This is a genomic window from Armatimonadota bacterium, from assembly GCA_031081585.1.
Taxonomy (GTDB): domain Bacteria; phylum Sysuimicrobiota; class Sysuimicrobiia; order Sysuimicrobiales; family Humicultoraceae; genus Geohabitans; species Geohabitans tengchongensis.
Map to the genome: position 1 here is coordinate 85,295 of JAVHLY010000003.1, position 16,482 is coordinate 101,776.

At 74.1% G+C, this 16,482-nt stretch carries 15 protein-coding genes; 8 read left to right on the forward strand and 7 right to left on the reverse strand.

The window, feature by feature from the left end; translation table 11 throughout:
* Positions 1-9: 9 nt before the first annotated feature.
* Positions 10-798, reverse strand: coding sequence for a molybdenum cofactor biosynthesis protein MoaE (locus RB146_02145; protein MDQ7827780.1), 789 nt, complete (start codon positions 796-798; stop codon positions 10-12).
* A 295-nt stretch (positions 799-1,093) separates the two neighbouring features.
* Between RB146_02145 and RB146_02150 the strand changes: the two genes are divergently transcribed.
* The 8 genes from RB146_02150 to RB146_02185 all read left to right on the forward strand — a co-directional run bounded on the left by RB146_02150 (position 1,094) and on the right by RB146_02185 (position 8,707).
* Positions 1,094-2,035 carry a M48 family metalloprotease gene (locus tag RB146_02150; protein ID MDQ7827781.1) on the forward strand — a complete coding sequence of 314 codons (942 nt, stop codon included), beginning with the start codon at positions 1,094-1,096 and terminating at the stop codon, positions 2,033-2,035.
* The gene (locus RB146_02155; GenBank protein MDQ7827782.1) at positions 2,032-2,850 is read left to right on the forward strand and encodes a PHP-associated domain-containing protein; all 819 of its coding nucleotides are present in this window, start codon (positions 2,032-2,034) and stop codon (positions 2,848-2,850) included. The genes RB146_02150 and RB146_02155 overlap by 4 nt, the downstream gene beginning before the upstream one ends.
* Before the next feature lie 3 nt (positions 2,851-2,853).
* Positions 2,854-3,975: an SDR family oxidoreductase gene (locus RB146_02160; GenBank protein MDQ7827783.1), complete on the forward strand. Its 1,122-nt coding sequence runs from the start codon at positions 2,854-2,856 to the stop codon at positions 3,973-3,975.
* Positions 3,972-5,342, forward strand: coding sequence for a UDP-glucose/GDP-mannose dehydrogenase family protein (locus RB146_02165; protein MDQ7827784.1), 1,371 nt, complete (start codon positions 3,972-3,974; stop codon positions 5,340-5,342). The genes RB146_02160 and RB146_02165 overlap by 4 nt, the downstream gene beginning before the upstream one ends.
* Positions 5,343-5,514: 172 nt before the next feature.
* On the forward strand, positions 5,515-5,856 hold the full coding sequence (locus tag RB146_02170; protein ID MDQ7827785.1) for a hypothetical protein: 342 nt from the start codon (positions 5,515-5,517) through the stop codon (positions 5,854-5,856).
* On the forward strand, positions 5,853-6,503 hold the full coding sequence (locus tag RB146_02175) for a tetratricopeptide repeat protein (protein ID MDQ7827786.1): 651 nt from the start codon (positions 5,853-5,855) through the stop codon (positions 6,501-6,503). Before RB146_02170 ends, RB146_02175 begins: the two co-directional genes overlap by 4 nt.
* A gap of 26 nt (positions 6,504-6,529) precedes the next feature.
* The gene (locus RB146_02180; protein ID MDQ7827787.1) at positions 6,530-7,300 is read left to right on the forward strand and encodes a hypothetical protein; all 771 of its coding nucleotides are present in this window, start codon (positions 6,530-6,532) and stop codon (positions 7,298-7,300) included.
* A 120-nt stretch (positions 7,301-7,420) separates the two neighbouring features.
* Positions 7,421-8,707 carry a Wzz/FepE/Etk N-terminal domain-containing protein gene (locus RB146_02185; protein ID MDQ7827788.1) on the forward strand — a complete coding sequence of 429 codons (1,287 nt, stop codon included), beginning with the start codon at positions 7,421-7,423 and terminating at the stop codon, positions 8,705-8,707.
* 121 nt (positions 8,708-8,828) lie between these two features.
* On the opposite strand, the gene RB146_02190 is transcribed toward RB146_02185, so the two are convergent.
* The 6 genes from RB146_02190 to RB146_02215 are packed head-to-tail and all read right to left on the reverse strand — an operon-like array spanning position 8,829 to position 16,423.
* Positions 8,829-10,097, reverse strand: coding sequence for a lipid-A-disaccharide synthase-related protein (locus RB146_02190; protein MDQ7827789.1), 1,269 nt, complete (start codon positions 10,095-10,097; stop codon positions 8,829-8,831).
* The gene (locus RB146_02195) at positions 10,094-11,077 is read right to left on the reverse strand and encodes a glycosyltransferase family 2 protein (protein ID MDQ7827790.1); all 984 of its coding nucleotides are present in this window, start codon (positions 11,075-11,077) and stop codon (positions 10,094-10,096) included. Before RB146_02195 ends, RB146_02190 begins: the two co-directional genes overlap by 4 nt.
* Positions 11,074-12,303, reverse strand: coding sequence for an O-antigen ligase family protein (locus RB146_02200; GenBank protein MDQ7827791.1), 1,230 nt, complete (start codon positions 12,301-12,303; stop codon positions 11,074-11,076). Before RB146_02200 ends, RB146_02195 begins: the two co-directional genes overlap by 4 nt.
* A 9-nt stretch (positions 12,304-12,312) precedes the next feature.
* Positions 12,313-13,239 carry a glycosyltransferase family 2 protein gene (locus RB146_02205; protein ID MDQ7827792.1) on the reverse strand — a complete coding sequence of 309 codons (927 nt, stop codon included), beginning with the start codon at positions 13,237-13,239 and terminating at the stop codon, positions 12,313-12,315.
* Between the two features lie 17 nt (positions 13,240-13,256).
* Positions 13,257-15,122: an ABC transporter ATP-binding protein gene (locus RB146_02210; protein ID MDQ7827793.1), complete on the reverse strand. Its 1,866-nt coding sequence runs from the start codon at positions 15,120-15,122 to the stop codon at positions 13,257-13,259.
* Entirely contained in the window at positions 15,119-16,423 is a 1,305-nt protein-coding gene (locus tag RB146_02215; GenBank protein ID MDQ7827794.1) for a hypothetical protein, read from the reverse strand. Before RB146_02215 ends, RB146_02210 begins: the two co-directional genes overlap by 4 nt.
* Between the last annotated feature and the right edge of the window lie 59 nt (positions 16,424-16,482).

Here is a 16,482-nt window from a genome sequence, read left to right on the forward strand (position 1 = left end):
CCGGTCCCATCATCCCTCCCCGGTGGCGTCCCCCGTGACGTCCCCGGCGCGCCCAGCGCCGGACGAGGCGGATGGGCCCGGCGGGGCAGCGGCTGCGGCGACCTCGGCGGCGGGTGCGGCGCCCACCCACGCTCCGCCCCCGGCCCAGACCTCCTTCTTCCAGATGGGGACGACCTGCTTCAGCGTGTCGATGAGGAAGCGCGCCGCGGCGAAGGCCTCGGCGCGGTGGGCGCTGGCGGCGGCGACGCCGACGCTCACCTCGCCGACGCGCAGCCGCCCCGTGCGGTGGACCAGGGCGACGGCGCGAAGCGGCCACCGCTGAGCGGCCTCCGCGGCGATGCGGCGCATCTCCCGCTCGGCCAGCGCGGCGTAGGCCTCGTACTCCAGGTGCTCGATGCGGCGGCCCCGCGACCGCTCCCGCACCGTCCCGCAGAAAAGGACGACCGCCCCGGCGGCCGGGTCGGCCACCGCCGCCGCGAGCGCTTCCGGCCGGATGGGCTCCGCCGTGAGCCGCACGGTGATGCGCGGGGGGGCCGCCTCCGGTTCGCCCTCGGCCCCGCCGCTCACCGGCGGGATGAGGGCCACCTCGTCCGCGTCGCGCAGGCGGTGGTCGGCCGCCACGAACTCGTCGTTCACCGCGAAGCGGGCGGGCGGGGCGTAGCGCCGCAGGCCGGGAAACCGCTCGGCCAAGAGCGTCCAGACCTCGCCCACGGTGAGCGGTTCCGGCGCCTCGACCTCGACCTGCTCCCGGCCGATGGCTTCCCGGTAGGCGGCGAAGGTGCGAACGGCGACGCGCATGCGACCGTGGTGTATTGTAGCCCCCCGCCCTCCCCGGTCGCCATGGCGGCCGCCGCATGGGGTGCGTCGGGCGCCGGCCGCTCCAGCCGTTCCACCGGCCGCTCCAGCCGCTCCAAGGGGAGGGGGTCGTGGCGGGGAAAACCTGGGCGGGTGCGCTGCGCCGCAGCGGACGACCCGGTGTCGCGCCGCCCGTGTGGCCTGCTCCAGCGAGCGGCGCGGCCCGCCCCAGCGACGTGGCCCGCCCCAGCGGCGGGGCTCGCCCCAGCGGGCGCCCGCCCCCAGCGAGGTGATGCGCGTGTACGCTCCGTTCCGGCTGCTGGCCCTCGTCCTGACCCTGGCCCTCGTCGCCCTCCCGGCCCGCCCGGCCGCCGCCGCCCTCATCGGGACCGGACAGGAGGTGCAGATCGGCCGTGACGCGGCCAGGGAGCTGGAGGCCGAGGTGGGCGTCGTCCGCGACCCCGCCCAGACGGCGCGGGTGGCGGCGCTGGGCGGGCGGCTGGCCGCGCGCTCGACGCGCCCCGACCTCCCCTGGACCTTCAAGGTCCTCGACACGGGCGAGGTGAACGCGGTCTCGCTCCCCGGCGGCTTCATCTACGTCACCCGGGGGCTGCTGGGCTTCGTCACCTCGGACGACGAGCTGGCCTTCGTCCTGGCGCACGAGGTGGCGCACGTCGACCGCCGCCACCACGTCCAGCTCCTCGAGCGGCACTTCCTCTTCAGCATCGTCATCACCTTGCTCTTCGGCGGCGACCCCACCGCGGCGTCGGTGGCCAACTTCGTGCGCTTCCTGCTGCAGCGGGGCTTCAGCCGCGAGGCGGAGTTCGAGGCCGACCGGGTGGGGCTCGGGCTGGTGCAGCGCGCCGGCTTCGCCCCGCCCGCCGCCCTGCGCTTCCTCGAGCGGCTGCGCGCCGCCGAGGGGCGCGACCCCTCCCAGTTCGAGGTCTTCTTCCGCACCCACCCGGCGCTGGCCGACCGCATCCAGCGCGTGCGCACGCAGCTGCGGACGATGGGCTACCAGGTGTCCACGCGCTGGCGCGCGCCGGGCGCGGGCGCCTTCCGGCGCACAGCTTCTCCCAAAGTTGCCACAAGGCTGGGGTCGGGGCGCGCAGGGCCCCCCGCCTGCTGCGCCGAACTCTCCTCACCGCAGCCGTGCGCATCCATGACCCCTACGCCGTCCCCGGGACGTTCCGGAAGGCGCAGCTGCACGTCCACACCACGCGCTCCGACGGCCGGATGACTCCGGAGGCGGCCCTGGCCCGCTACCGGGACCTGGGGTTCGCGTTCGTCTGCCTCACCGACCACGACCGCGTGACGCTCTGCGACGCGCTGGACGGGCCGGAGTTCGTGGCCGTCCCGGGGATCGAAGAGACCGTCGTGCGCGGCATCTACCCGCTCGGCCCCCACCTGGGCCGCCTCTTCGTCCGGGACCGCCTGGGGCGCGGGTCGGTCGAGGAGCGGGTCGAGGCCACCCGCCGGGCGGGCGGGGTGGCGGTGCTGCACCACCCTTCCTGGCGGGGCAACTTCTGGACCGGGGAGTGGTCGCTGGCGTCGATGCGCCGCCTGCGGGGCACGTTTTTCGTGGAGATCGTGAACCCGCACTCCGACACGGCGGAGGACGTGCGGCGCTGGGCGGCGCTGCTGCGGGAACGCCCGCGGACCGAGGCCCCCGGGGCGGTGGCCGGCGACGACGCCCACGGCCCGCACCAGGTCGGCCGCGGGTGGGTGATGGTCAAGGTGGCGGCGGTGAGCGCGGACGCCCTCCGGCAGGCGCTCCAGTCCGGTGCCTTCTACGCCACGACCGGTCCGTCCGTGGACCTGGGCGTGACGGACGGGGCGGTGCGCTGCGCCGGCGAGGTGACGCGCATCCGCTTCCTCGACCGGCAGGGGCGGGTGCGGGCGGAGGTCCCCGGCCCGGAGGCGCGGTACCACCCCGCGGGCGACGAGGAGTTCGTCCGCGTGGAGGCGGAAGATGGAGACACCGGGCGGGTCTGGTCGCAGCCGTTCTGGCTGGAGGCGACGGAGCTGGAGGCGCCGGAGCCGGAGAGGAGCTGAGCGATGACGGTGCTGGTCACCGGCGGGGCAGGGTTCATCGGCGCCCACCTCGTGCGCGCACTCGTAGGCCGGGGGGAGGCGGTCCGGGTCCTGGACAACCTGGTCACGGGGACGCCGGAGAACCTGGCCCGGGCGCTCGACCTCGCCCCCTCGGCGGTGCGCCGCGCCCTGGCCGATGCCGACGGCCGGCCCGTCCGACTGAGCCCCGCCTGCGAGGTGATCGTGGGGGACATCCGGGACCCGGCTACCCTCGACCGCGCCTGCGCCGGGGTGGAGGTCGTCTTCCACGAGGCGGCGCTGCGCTCGGTGCCCCGGTCCATGGAGCACCCGGCGGAGACGCACGACGTGAACGCCACGGGGACGGTGCGGCTGCTCGAGGCGGCGCGTCGGGCCGGCGTGCGGCGGGTGGTCTACGCCTCCTCCTCCTCGGTGTACGGCGACACGCCGCTGCCCAAGCACGAGGGGCAGCCGCCCCAGCCCAAGTCCCCTTATGCGGCCAGCAAGCTCGCCACCGAGGTCTACAGCCAGGCCTACACCCGCGCCTTCGGCCTCTCCACGGTGGGGCTGCGCTACTTCAACGTCTTCGGCCCCTGGCAGGACCCGGCCTCCGAGTACGCGGCGGTCATCCCCAAGTTCATCCGCCTGGCCCTGGAGGGGCAGCCCCTTCCGGTGCACGGGGACGGGCTGCAGTCGCGGGACTTCACCTACGTCGACGACGTCGTCGAGGCCAACCTCCAGGCCGCCGCGGCAGGGGCGGAGGCCGACGGGGCGGTGGTGAACATCGGCGCCGGCGCCCGCCACACCCTCCTCGACCTGGTGGCGGAGATCGCCCGGGTGCTGGGGACGGCGCCGCAGGTGGTGCACGAACCGCCACGCCCCGGCGACGTGCGCCACACCGAGGCGGATATCACGCTGGCGCGACGGCTCATCGGCTACGCACCCCGCATCGGCTTCCGGGAAGGGTTGCGGCGGACGGTCGAGGCGATGCGGGAGGAGTTCCTCACCGACCACGTCTCCTCGGCCGCGCCCGCGGTAGGGGCGGGCGGCCCGCCCTCCGGCGGGGCGGCGGTCCGCGGTCCGGGGATGTGGGAGGCGTCCGGGCGGCAGGAGGGTGGTGAGCCATGACCGAGGGCCACCGACAGGTCCAGGAGGGTGACGGGCGGGAGGTCGAGCGCTTCGCGGGGGTGGCCGACCCTCCGCGCGCCGTCGCCGTGATCGGCGGGGCCGGCTACGTGGGCGGGGTGACCGGCGTGGGCCTGGCGCACATGGGCCACCGGGTGACCGCCGTGGACATCAACGAGGAGCGGGTGCGCCGGATGTCGCGCGGCGAGGCGCCGTTCCACGAGCCGGGGCTGGAGGCGCTGCTGCGCCAGGCGCTCGCAGGCGGGCGGCTGCGCGTCACCACCGACCTCCCCGGGGCCCTGGCCGACGCCGAGGCCGTCTTCGTGGCGGTGAACACGCCGCGCCGGGACAACGGCGAGGCCGACCTCTCCCACATCATCCAGGTGGCCCAGGGGCTGGGGCGCCACCTGCACCGCCACGCCGTCATCGCCGTGAAGAGCACCGCCCCCGTGGGCTCCCACCTGACCATCCGAAGGGTGCTGGAGCAGTTCGGCCGCCACGAGGGGGCGGACTACGACCTGGTGGCCAACCCCGAGTTCCTGCGCGAGGGGCACGCCGTGCACGACTTCTTCTACCCGGACCGCGTGGTCATCGGCGGGGCGAGCCCCCAGGCGGTGGCCCTCATCCGGGAGCTCTTCGCGCCGCTGGGAGCTCCCATCCTGGAGACGAGCATCGAGGACGCGCAGATGATCAAGTACGCGGCCAACGCCTTCCTGGCCATGCGGGTGTCCTTCATCAACGAGATCGCCAACGTCTGCGAGCGCGTGGGGGCCAACGTGGAGACGGTGGCGCGCGGGTTGGGGTACGACCGGCGCATCGGCCACGCCTACCTGCAGCCGGGGCTCGGCTTCAGCGGCCCCTGCCTGCCCAAGGACCTGGAGGGCCTCATCCGCCTGGCGGAGGACGCCGGCTACGAGCCCTTCTTCCTGCGGGCCATCCTGGAGAAGAACCAGCACCAGCGCCGCCAGGTGCTGCGCAAGGTGGCCGACGTGCTGGGGGCCTCGCTGGTGGGGCGGCGCATCGGGGCGCTGGGCCTGGCCTTCAAACCGGGGACGGACGACGTGCGCAACTCCGCCGCCCCGGAGATCATCGACTACCTGGAGCGGCGCGGGGCGCAGGTGCGCGTCTACGACCCCATGGTGAACCGCGCCCCGGGGATCCCGGGGGAGGTGGTGGGCGACCCCTACGCGGCCGCCGCCCAGGCGGACCTCCTCCTCATCCTGACGGCCTGGCCGCAGTTCGCCGCCCTCGACCTGGCGCGGCTGCGCCAGACGATGCGCGCCCCCAACATCGTGGACGCCACCAACCTGCTCGACCCGGCCGCGGTGCGCGCGGCCGGCTTCACCTACGTGAGCGTCGGCCGGCCGTAGCCGCCGGCTCCATGGCCCCCGGCAGGCCGACCCTGCTTAGCGGGGAGGAATCGACCTGTCCTGTCGCGAAGGGAATGCCGCCAACCTCAGAAACACCCTGTTCGGGCGTCAAGTGCGTTTGGGGAGCAGGGCGTTTGCATACCGGTGGCTTGCCGCGGTCATCGCGGCCTACGTGTTCGCTCTCCTCGTCGAACTCGTCATCACCGGCGCGCGACTTGACGCTGTGGGATGGCAATCGCCATGGCTGTCCGTCATAGCAGAGGGTTTCGTGATGGGCATGGTCGTCGGCGGGTGGCCTGGCGTCCTCTCCGCGGCGGTCCCGTTCCTGCTGACGCCCGAGACAGTTCGCTGGCTCCACGGTATCGTGCTCGATTTCCGGCGGGGAGAGCGCTTCCTGGGTTACGCAGCCGTCCTCTACATCCTTCCCCTCCTGCTCGCGATCCATGTCGCCGCCGTCGCGGGAGCAGCGGCGAACAGGTGGATCCGACTTCGGCGAGGAGGTGGGCGCGGGTGACCTGGCGGGGATGCGTCGGCGTATTCCTGCTCATTGCGGCCTGCGGGTTGATGGCCCCCCGCACCGTCGCCGCAGGGACCAGCTGGGAAGCGCTCAAGGTCCACTATGAGCGGGAGGTCAGCCAGCATCCGACCAGTGTCGAGGGGCGCTTTCGACTGGCCGTCGTGTATGCGCACGAAGGCCGCCTTGTCGACGGGTGGCAGCAACTCAAACGGCTGGATCAGCTGATCGGCGGCGAGCCGGCTCGGACGCTCGCGGCCCGCCGATTCATTGAGGAGGCGCAGGCGTCGCTCCGGCAGGACCCCAGGGACGTCTTCGCGCTCTCCCGCCTCGCCATGGCGGCCTACTTCGCGGGTCGGAAGAACCTGGCCCTTGAGGCGATGCGCCGTGCTGCCGCGCTCGAGCCAAAACACTCGTGGACGCTCGGCTATGTCGGTTTCCTCTACGGGGAGCGACAGGACGTCGACCAGGCCATTGCCTGGTGGCAGCGCGGGGTGCGGGCCGACCCGCGGAATGCGGTGCTGCACTACCTCCTGGGGCTGGCCTACAGCCGCAAGGGAGACATGAAGCGGGCGGGGTACCACTTTGTCCTGGCCTATCGGGATCGGACCCTCTACGAGTACATCAAGGGGCAGCGCAACCTGTGAGGCACCGGGCTGTCGCCGCTGTCGCCGTGCTGGTCGTCCTCTTCGGGGCAGGCCTCGCGGCAGGTGGTGGGGTGGAGATCTCGGCTGCTGGCATGGAGGTGGACGGAAACACCGGACGGCTGATGGCCCGAGGCCGCGTGCGCGTCTCGGATGGCATCCGGACGCTGACGGGAGAGCTCCTGATAGCAAACCTGCGCACCGGGCTCGGCGTCCTCCGGGCCGGGCAGGTCAGGATTCCCGAAGGCGTCATGCAGGGCGCTCGCGTCGAGCTGGCGTTCACGCAGGCTCGGATCACCCGAATCGCCGCACAGGGTGACGCATCCTTCGAGACGCGTCGAGGCGTCATCTTCGCTGACCGTGTCGAGGTCGGGCTCAGCAGCGGCCGGCTCACAGCCACGGGCAGCGTGCGGGTGTTCGTCCCCCCGGACGTCGTGGCCTTCGGGTCGCGGCTCGTCTACGGTCGCCCTACGGGGCAGATTCGCATGGAGGGGCCGGTGCGGTTGCAGAGCGCACAGGGCCTCGTCACAGGCGACGTGCTGGAAGGATCCGAAGGTCTGCAGTGGGTGGTGATGCGCGGGGGAGTGCGGATCGAGTCTGCAGACCTGCGTGGCCGTGCGGACATCGCCCGGCTCTTCGCCCGGGAGCGGCGAGTCGTCCTGGAGGGCCGTGTGTTCGTGCAGCGGTCCCGGCAGTCGATGTGGGCTGACCGGGTCACGGTCTTCTACGGGACTCGGCGTGTCGTTGTGGAGGGTCTGCAACGTCTGCTCATAGAGGAGGAGCACCAGGAAACGGACTGAGCCGGAGCGTGCGGTCGGGGAGCGGTCACGCCATCGTACCATCCGTTCCCTGTGTTACGGGTCGGGCTCCCGGACGTATCACGAAGCGGCGAAGAGGGGGAATGGCGCGTGCCCGATCGAATGATCGCCGACGACGAAATCGATTTGCAGGAGCTGCTGCAAGCCCTTTGGAGGGGCCGTCGTACGATCGCCGTGCTCGCCTTGTCCGCAGCCCTGGTCGCCGCCGGGCTGAGTGTCTTCGTACTACCGCAAGCCTACGAGTCACGCGTCCTGCTCCTGGTCACACGGCCGCAGGTGCAGATCGTGGACCCGAGTAGCCCCGCGTTCCGGACGGGCGAACTGAACGTGACAGCCAGGACCGACCCGGAACTGTCCGCGGACGGGGTGGCCACGCTGGCCAGGGCGCCGGCGATCATCGAGGAAGTCGCCCGGCGGGCGGGTGTGCCGGTTCGGAAACTGGAATCAGCCCAGGCCCGGGCCGTCCGGAATAGCAGCCTGGTCGAGCTCCGGGTGCGCTGGCCCGACCCGCAAACGGCTCAGCGGATCGCTGCGGTCTGGGCGGAGGTCGTAGTGGCGCAGGCCAGGATCCTGGCGTCCAGCCGGGGCCAGGGCTCGTACGCACTCTTCGGGCGCCGCCTCGACGCAGCCCTGGAGCGTCTCAAGGTGGCAGAGCAGGCGCTGCGGCGCTTCGATGCCCTATCCCGGATCGGAGAGCTCCAGGCGCGCCTCGGAAGGCTGACCGACCAGCTGGCGTCCTATGAGGCGCGACGCAATGACCTCAGTGTGTCGTTGATACGTGCCGAAGGTGAGCTGGCTGCCATCGAAGCACAGCTCCAACGGCAACCCAGGACCCTTACGCTTTCGAAGTCTGTGGCCACCGACCCCTTCTTCCACCAGGCGGCGACCACGGCTTCGGGCCGGAGCTTCCTGGAGCTGAGCCCCCTCACCCTACGGACAGAGGAGCAGAACCCCGCGTACACCGCGTTGAGCCAGGCGCGGGCCAACGCCGCCGTCGCGGTTCAGGCCCTGCGGGTGGAGAAAGTCCGCGTGGAGCAGGCCATGCAGGAGATCCAGCACGAGATCGCGACTCTGCGGTCGGAGCTGGCCAGTCAAACGCTGACCAGGACCCGCCTGGCCCGGGACGTGGAAAATGCCCGGCGCGTGTACGAGGTTCTCTTCCAGCGCCGGGAGGAGGTCCGCCTTGCAGCCGCGACACCTTCGGGCTCTGTCCAGCTCGCTGCGCCGGCATCACGTCCGGACAGGCCGGTCTCCCCTCGGCCTGTGCTGAACACGACTATTGCCGCCGTCCTGGGAGCCATGGTTGGGACATTGGCAGTGCTAGTCATGGGGGCGTGGAAAGGGCCGGCACACCCGCGGGCTTTAGCCCCTCTCGACAAGACCGCTTGAGGCGGCTCGGGGCCTGCTCCGAGGCGGTAGGAGGCCTTGAGCCGCCCGGCTTGGCGCAGCAGGGACTTCCTGACCGCCCCACCCATTGGGAAGTAGCTCAGTAGCTACAGACTCAGCGCGATCATGGGCAGGTGCCGGCTGGCAGGTGATCGCGCAGCCAGGCGGCAATCCGGGGCGCCGCCCCCGGCGGGCCCATCCGCTGCCGCCCCACCTCGCCGCGCCGGGCGCGCTCCGCGGGGTCGCTGAGCAGACGCAGCGCCGCCGCCGCCGCCGCGTCGGGCGAGGGCGTGGGGACGAGGGCCTCCCCCAGCACGCGCGACTGCAGCGCCAGGAACCGCGGCGTGTACTGCGCCCCGCGGCCGGGGAAGGCCACCACGGGCCGGCCGAGGGCCGCGGCCTGCTCGTTGGCCGTACCGGCGAGGCCCACCACCACCTCCGCCCGCGCCACCGCCGCCGTGAACGTCCGGGTGAGCTGGATGCGGACCGGCCGGGGCGCCCCGGCCGCAGCGGCACCCTGACCGAGGACGCCGATGGTGCTCGGCCCCAGCCCTACCTCGAACCCGGCCAGGACGGCGTCCGCGTCCACCGTCGGCGCCAGCGCTAGCAGGAAGTGCACCTCCGGTCGCGCCGCGGTCGCCCAGGCCGCCACCCGCGCGAGCAGCGCGGCGTTGCGCGCGGCGTCCCCCCGGCTCCCCGGGAGCAGCGCCACGGCCGGGACGCCCGGGGGCAGGGCGAAGTCCGGAGACGTCTCCTCCAGGCAGTCCACCATGACGTTCCCCGGCGCCGAGGCGGCCACGCCGCGCGCCGCCAGCCACGCCGCCGTGGCCTGGTCCCGGGCGAAGACGTGCCGGGCGCGGCGCAGCAGCGCCAGGTGCAGCAGCGAGGGCCGTCGGGCCAGCACCGTGTCCGCCGTGGCCACCAGCGCCACCGGGGCCCCGACGGCCAGCGCCATCCACAGCGCGTAGACGTCTCCCACCGCCAGGACCAGGTCCGGCCCTGCGCCCGCCCCTGCGCCCGCACCGGCGCCATCCCCTGCGCCCGCCGCCCGCAGCGCCCGGCGCTGCGCCCGCACCAGCCCCAGCGCCCCGGCCCGCAGGTCGCTCCACAGGCCCCGCAGGTCGTCGCGGAAGCCGAACCCGCCGCTCGGCAGGTCGGCCCGGGGCCCCAGGCGCGGCACCCCGGGCGGGTAGGCCGGCCCCGCGCCCACGAGCGGGAAGGCGGCGACCTCGACCTCCCGCAGCTCCCGCAGGATGCGTGCGGCGATCAGGTCCTCGCCGTAGCCGTTGCTCACGACGAGCAGGCGGGGATGTCCTGTTCTGTCCCGCGCCGCCGCCTGATGGGTGGACAGCGCAGCGCCGTCCCCGCTCACGTGCGCGCCGTCCGCGCTCACGTGCGCGCCTCCTCCGCGCGCCGCGGGCGGGCCCGCTCCGCCGCCATGGCCTCCCACACGCCCGCGTAGTACGCCTTCCAGAGGAGGTGGGTGTAGCACTCGTTGCACAGGGCGAGGATCTCGCGGCGCTCCGCCCACGGCAGCAGCCGGCGGACGAGCCGTGTCACCAGCTCCGTGCGGAAGATCAGCCACTTCAGCGGCAGCAGCGCCGGGTGGAGCTCCAGGAAGAGCCCCAGCCACAGCGGGCGTCCGTGCTTGCGCCAGAAGTAGACCGCCCCCGCCCCGGCCTGGCGCAGCTTGGGCAGGACGTCGTCGAGCGTCTGGATGTGGTAGTGGTAGGCGAGCGCGTCGGGCTCGTAGTGGAGCGCCGTCCCCGCCTGCGCCAGCCGCAGCCCCAGCTCGATGTCCTCCCAGCCGTAGCCGGTGAAGGCCTCGTCGAAGCCGCCCACCTGGCGGAAGGCGTCCGCCGAGACCGAGAAGTTGCGGGTGACGACGTGCAGCGGGGAGAGGCGCCGGCGGCGCCGCACGGTCAGGTCGGGCAGCAGGTAGGGGGCGCGCATGAACGGGGTGACGAGGGTCGAGGGGTGCTGGAGGGTGCGCCCCTGCACCCCCACGCGTCCGGCGCCGGCGTGGTGGCGCAGGTGCGCGGCCAGAAGCCCCGGCGTGGGGCGCACGTCGGCGTCCATGAAGAGCAGCACGGGGGCGCGGGCCTCGCCCGCCCCCAGGTTGCGCGCTCCCGACCGGCCCCGGTTGGCCGTGCGGACCAGACGCAGGCCCGGTCGACCCTCGGCGAACGGCCCCTCTGCCTGGAGCGCCGCCACCATGTCACCGGTGCCGTCGCTGGAGCCGTCGTCCACGACCACGACCTCGAAGGGGTCGGCGGCCTCCTGACCCGCGAAGGCCCGCAGGGACTCGCGCAGCAGGTCCCGGCTGTTGTAGGCGGGGATGACGACGCTGAGGGCGGGGGTGGCCGCGCTCACGGTGGCGGGCTCCCCGCATCGGCGTCGCGGGCGACACCACCTGCGCCGCCACCGGGAGAGGCCCGGCTGAGGCCCGGGTCGGCACCGGCGAAGATCCCCAGCAGCATCCACAGCCCGGCGCCGATGTGGAAGGAGATGGCGGTCCCGTCCACCTGCTGGTGGACCATCAACGCGAGGAAGGTCGCGAGCCACGTGGCCGGGACCGCTCGGCCGAGCGCCCCCGGCCGGCCCAGCCAGCGCCAGGCGGCCACGAAGCCCGCCCCGACCATCGCCGCAAACCCCAGCGCCCCCAGGACACCGCCCTCCACAGCCATGTTGAGGAAGATGTTGTGGGCGAAGGGCGGGGCCTCGTCGACGGCGTCGGGCGTCCGGTAGCGCGGGTAGAGGACGCCGAAGGTGTTGAGGCCGCTGCCCGTCAGCGGCCGGTCCCGCACCATCGTCCAGGAGATGCGCCAGAGCACCATGCGGTTGCGGTTGGTGGTGAGGCTGAAGATGCTGCGGGCTTCGGCCTCCAATCGGTCAGACCACTGGACCAGCACGGCGCCCGCCAGCACGAGGGCGATGACCACCAGCGGGACCGTCCCCCGCACCCGCCCCGGCAGCAGGGCCAGGAGCACGAGCACGCCGACCAGGGCCGCCAGCCACGCCCCGCGGCTGAAGGTGAGCGCGAGCGCCACTGCCGTGACAGCGGCGGCCGCCACCAGGGCGGCGCGCACGCGCCCGACGGCGAAGGCGGCGAGCCCCAGCAGGGCCACGAGGCCCATCGCCATCGTCGTCCCCACCGCGTTGTACTGCAGACTGCCGGTGGAGGCCTGCGGGCCCTGCCGCAGCGCCAGCACGCTCCAGACGGCGGCCGTGAGGGCCGTCCCCGCGCCCAGCGCCCAGAGCGCCGCCCGCGCAAACCCGGCGTCCGCCGCCACCACCCGGCGGAAGGGCGCATAGCTCGTCAGGATCCCCAGCGGCACGAGCAGCGTGGAGGGCCAGGCCACGCGGGGAAAGGGCGTGGTCAGGGCGGCGAGGAGGAAGGCCAGGAGGAACGCCGCCACGCCCACATCCACCATTGACCGCGGGCGGGAGCGACCGGCGAGGAACGCCCCGGTGACCAGGGCCGCGGCCGCGCCCCACAGGGCATGCCCGACGGGGAAGAGGGCGGCCAGCAGCAGCAACGCCCCGCGCCGCAGGCGGTCGAGCCGCACAGCGCCCTTCATCGTGGAAGCCACCGCCACGGTACCTCGTCACCCGGCGTCGCTCATCGCCGGCGGTGCCGGTCGGTCGAGCGCGGCCAGGTAGTGCCGGTTGAGCGCCGCCCGCAGCACCAGGTGTTCCAACGTGGTGAGCCCCGCCCGGCGGAGCCATGCCGCCAGGCGTGGCGCCGTGGCCTCGTTCAGCACCCCGCCGCCGGCCAGCAGGAAGTAGGCGAGGCGGTGGAGCGGTGTCCGCTGCACCAGGAACCGGGTGCGCCACCCGGGGTGCTTCCCGAGCAAGCGCAGGGCGTTGGCCGCCCGCTCCTCTTCCTTGCGCGCCATCTCGGCAAAGCGCGCCGGCGTGGGCGCGGGCTGCACGTGGTAGGCCACGGCCTCCCGCCGGAAGACGCGCGGCAGCCCGCGCCGCTGCAGCCGGAAGCCCAGGTCGACGTCCTCCCACCCGTAGGCGCGGAACCCCTCGTCGAAGAGCCCGGCCGCCAGCAGCTCCTCGCGCGGGAGCGAGGCGTTGGCGGTGTCCAGGTAGGCGGGGGAGGGGGCGAGGAGGCGCGGGGGCAGCGGCAGCCAGCCATTCCCCGCTCCTGGCGGCACCCCGGGGACCACGGCCACGGGGCCGCGCACGAGCACCGGACGCCCCGCCCGGGTGTGGGCGTCCAGATGGTGGGCCAGGAAGTCAGGCCGCACCAGCACGTCGCTGTCCACGAAGACGACGATGGGGGCGCGCGCCTCACGGACGCCCCGGTTGCGGGCCGCCGCCCGCCCGCGGTTCTCCGGCTGGCGGACCAGCCGCAGCCGCTCCCCGTCCGCCAGGCTCGCCACCACCTGAGGCGTCTCGTCGGTGCTGGCGTCGTCCACGACCACGACCTCGTAACGGTCGGGCGGGAGCGTCTGGCGGCGCAGCGCCTCCAGGCACGCCCGGACCAGCCCGGCGCGGTTGAAGGCCGGCACCACGACGCTCACGGCCGGGCGGTGCTCCCTCACGGCTCCCGGACGGCCTCGGGGAGGGCGTCGGGCGCCGAATCGCCCCACTGCAGCCGGGCGAGCCGCGCGTAGACCCCGCCCCGCCGCATGAGCGCCTCGTGCGTCCCCTCCTCCGCAATGCGTCCCTCCTCCAGGACCACGATCCGGTCCGCCCGGCGCACGGTGGAGAGGCGGTGGGCGATGGTGATGGTGGTGCGTCCCTGCGTGGCCCGCTCCACCGCCTGCTGCAGCAGCGCCTCCGACTCGCTGTCGAGCGCCGAGGTAGCCTCGTCGAGGATCAGGATGCGCGGGTCGGTCAGCAGCGCCCGGGCGATGGCCAGCCGCTGCCGCTGCCCCCCCGACAGCCCCAGCCCGTCTTCCCCGACGAGGGTGTCGTACCCCTGCGGCAGTGCCGCGATGAAGTCGTGGGCGTTGGCCAGCCGCGCGACCGCCTCCACCTCCTCCGCCGTGGCGTCGGGCCGGCCGTAGGCGATGTTCTCGCGCACGGTCCCCCGGAAGAGCACCGTCTCCTGGGGGACGAAGCCGATCTGCCGCCGCAGCGAGCGCAGGCGCACGCGCCGCAGGTCCACCCCGTCGATGAGCACCGCCCCTTCGGTGGGGTCGTAGAAACGCGCCACCAGGTAGACCAGCGAAGTCTTCCCCGCCCCCGAGAGCCCCACCAGGGCGATGCGCTCCCCCGGCACCACCTCCAGCCGCACCCCCCGCAGCGCCCACGGGCCGCTGGCGTCGTAGCGGAAGGAGACGTCACGAAAGGTGACGCGCCCGTCGAGGCGCCCCAGCTCCACCGCGTCCGGGGCCTCGCGCACCGCCGGCTCCTCGTCGAGTAGCTCGCGGATGCGCCCGAAGGCGCCCAGCGCCTGGCGCAGCTCGGCGTAGTGACGGGTGGCGCCGGCGGCCGGCTCCACCGCCAGGGCCACGTACACGAGGAAGGCCAGCAGCGACCCCGTGGAGAGGGTCCCCCCGGCCACCATCCGCCCGCCCACCCACACCACCACGACCAGGCCCAGCGCCGTGAGGAAGGAGACCACCGGCACCTGGGTGGCCACCAGCCGGGCGATGCGCAGGTGGGCCTGCGCCACCCGGTCGTTCTCGCGCTGGAAGCGCGCCCGCTCGCGCCCTTCCTGCGCGAAGGCCCGGATCACCATGGCCCCGCCGAAGGCCTCCCGCACGATGCCGGCGAGCCCGCCCAGGTACTCCTGCGCCCGCGCCGCCACCCGCTGCACCTCGCGCCCGAAGAGGCGGGTGAGCGCGAAGATCGCCGGGATGGCCACGGCCACCAGCAGCGTCAGGCGCCACTCCAGGACCACGAGCATGACGGCCACGCCGAGCAGCATGAGCACCGTGGCCACGAAGTCCACGGCGCCGACCAGCAGGTGGGTGTGGAGCACCTGCGTGTCCTGCAGGATGCGGCTGATGGCGTCCCCGCTCTGCCAGGTGCGGAAGCGGTCCAGCGACCAGCGCTGGATCTGGGCGAAGAGGTCGCGGCGCAGGTCGGCCACCGTGCGCGTGGCCAGGGCGAAGGCCAGGTAGACCTGCAGGTAGAGGAAGGCGCTGCGGGCCGCCAGCAACCCCAGCAAGCCGAGGGCGGCCCGGTCGAGGGCGGCGTAGGAGCGGGTGCGGATCACCTCGTCCACGGTGGCCCCGGCGTAGCGCGGCACGGCCAGCTGGGTGACGGTCACGAGGCCCAGCGATAGCAGCGCGCCGACCAGGTGGAGACGGTAGGGGCGCAGGTAGGCGAGGATGCGCGCCAGGTCGGCCCAGTTGCGGGCCGATGCACCGGGCGCGGGGCCCAGACTCTGGGGAGGCGGCACGGCAGGGGATCCTGCGGCACGCGTCGCCTCCCCCGGCGTCCCGGTGGTCATGCCGGCACCTCGGGCCGGACCGCTGCCGTGGCGGCCACCCCCGCTGCGCCAGGCAAGTCGGCCAGGATCCTGGCGGCGATACGGTCCGAGGCGCCCCGGGGCCCGGCCACCTCCCGCAGCGCCGCCTCGATCTCCCGCAGGCGCGCCGCGTCGGCCGCCAGCGCGGCGGCCGCCTCCGCCACCTGCGCCGGGGTGACCTCGCCGACCAGTTCCGGCAGCACCGCCCGGCCCGCCAGGTGGTTCGGCAGCGACACGAAGCGCTCGCGCGCCAGCACCACGGCGGCGCGGCGGCGGATGAGGCGCGGCCCCACGAGCGGCAGGCGGGCCACGTAGTGGGCGAGGCCTTCCAGCGGGGCCACGCCGACCAGGTGGAGCGGCAGGACGACCAGCGCGGCCACGGGCACGGCGGCCACCTCCATGGTGGTCGTGCCCGGAATCGTCACGACCAGGTCGGCCTCGGCCAGCAGGTCGGCGGCCGGTCGGCGCGCCACCTCGATCCCCGCATCGGCCAGCCTGGGACGCCACGGCAGGAGGTGGCGCTCTACCGCCCCTTCGTCGAGCAGTGGGGAGACACCGAGCAGGATGCGCGCCCGGCCGTCACGGCGGCGCAGCTCCAGGGCCGCCTCGCACCAGAGCGGGAGCAGGGAGGGGAGGAAGTGCGGCCGGCTGCCGGCCAGGAAGATCACGGTGCGGCCGTCTCCCGGCGCACCGTCCACGTGTCGCTCGCGCACCCTGGGAGGGACCGCATCCAGGCGCGGGTCCCCGACGACGTGGATCACCTGACCCGGGACCCCGGCCGCCGTGAGCATCCGCGCGTGGGTGTGGCTGCCGACGAAGATGGTGCGGAAGGCCCGCGCGTACCTGGCGATGAGCGGGGTCTCCACGAACGCATAGGCGGGGACCCCCAGCCGGCGGGCCAGGCGCACGCTCACCCACAGGTCGCCGCCCAGGTGCAGCAGGGCGCCACCCGCCGGCTGGGCTGCCCTGTGCCCATCCCGCGTCGTGCCCGCCCCTGGCTGCGCGCCGCGAACCAAGAAAGGTGGGACCGACCCCAGGGCCGCGCCCAGTCCCAGGGCCGTGGCCACGGTCCGCCCCGGCGGGATGACCAGGGAGAAGAGGCCGGACCGGCGGGCCAGGACCTCCTCGTGCCCGCCGGCGAACTGTGTGGGGGGGAGGAAGAGAACCAGGCGGGTCGAGGGCGCGCGCGCCCGCAGGGCCCGCGCCACCGGCAGCACCCAGCCGCCGACCTCTCCCGGGCCGTTGCCCACGAGCGCGACGGTCGGTCCCGTCAGCGAATACACCCGTCCATTATAGTGAAGAATAGTGAAAGGACGGGGCGAAAACGCGCCCAGCGGCCGAT

Excerpts from the sequence above, each read along its gene's own strand:
- RB146_02145 (MDQ7827780.1), bottom strand. The coding sequence starts at position 798 with ATGCGCGTCGCCGTTCGCACCTTCGCCGCCTACCGGGAAGCCATCGGC.
- RB146_02155 (MDQ7827782.1), top strand. The coding sequence starts at position 2,032 with ATGACTCCGGAGGCGGCCCTGGCCCGCTACCGGGACCTGGGGTTCGCG.
- RB146_02185 (MDQ7827788.1), top strand. The coding sequence starts at position 7,421 with ATGATCGCCGACGACGAAATCGATTTGCAGGAGCTGCTGCAAGCCCTT.
- RB146_02210 (MDQ7827793.1), bottom strand. The coding sequence starts at position 15,122 with ATGACCACCGGGACGCCGGGGGAGGCGACGCGTGCCGCAGGATCCCCT.
- RB146_02160 (MDQ7827783.1), top strand. The coding sequence starts at position 2,854 with ATGACGGTGCTGGTCACCGGCGGGGCAGGGTTCATCGGCGCCCACCTC.
- RB146_02165 (MDQ7827784.1), top strand. The coding sequence starts at position 3,972 with ATGACCGAGGGCCACCGACAGGTCCAGGAGGGTGACGGGCGGGAGGTC.